Consider the following 536-nt stretch of genomic DNA (forward strand, 5'->3'; position numbering starts at 1 on the left):
GCACGCTCTGGTTCCGGGATGTAAGAATCCAGGAAGCCTGCCAGTTCGATGATTTTCGCTTCCCACTCTGCTTCGCCTTCCAGCGCTTTCAGAGCAGAACCACGAACGATCGGCGTGTCGTCGCCCGGGAAATCGTACTGAGACAGCAGTTCACGAACTTCCATCTCTACCAGTTCCAGCAGCTCTTCGTCATCAACCATGTCGCATTTGTTCAGGAACACGATGATGTACGGAACGCCTACCTGACGACCCAGCAGGATGTGCTCACGAGTCTGCGGCATCGGGCCGTCAGTCGCAGCAACAACCAGGATCGCGCCGTCCATCTGCGCAGCACCGGTGATCATGTTTTTAACATAGTCGGCGTGGCCCGGGCAGTCTACGTGCGCGTAGTGGCGAGTCGGGGTGTCATATTCAACGTGAGAGGTGTTGATGGTGATACCACGAGCTTTTTCTTCCGGCGCGTTATCGATCTGATCGAATGCGCGAGCAGCACCACCGTAGGTTTTAGCCAGTACGGTAGTGATTGCAGCGGTCAG

At 56.0% G+C, this 536-nt stretch carries 1 protein-coding gene; it reads right to left on the minus strand.

Annotated features, from left to right (window positions below):
• The coding region (locus DW58_RS14755) for a GTP-binding protein (RefSeq protein WP_029593057.1) at window positions 1–536 on the minus strand (536 nt) is incomplete at both ends.

The sequence above is a fragment of the Siccibacter turicensis LMG 23730 genome (genome assembly GCF_000463155.2).
Taxonomy (GTDB): Bacteria; Pseudomonadota; Gammaproteobacteria; order Enterobacterales; family Enterobacteriaceae; genus Siccibacter; species Siccibacter turicensis.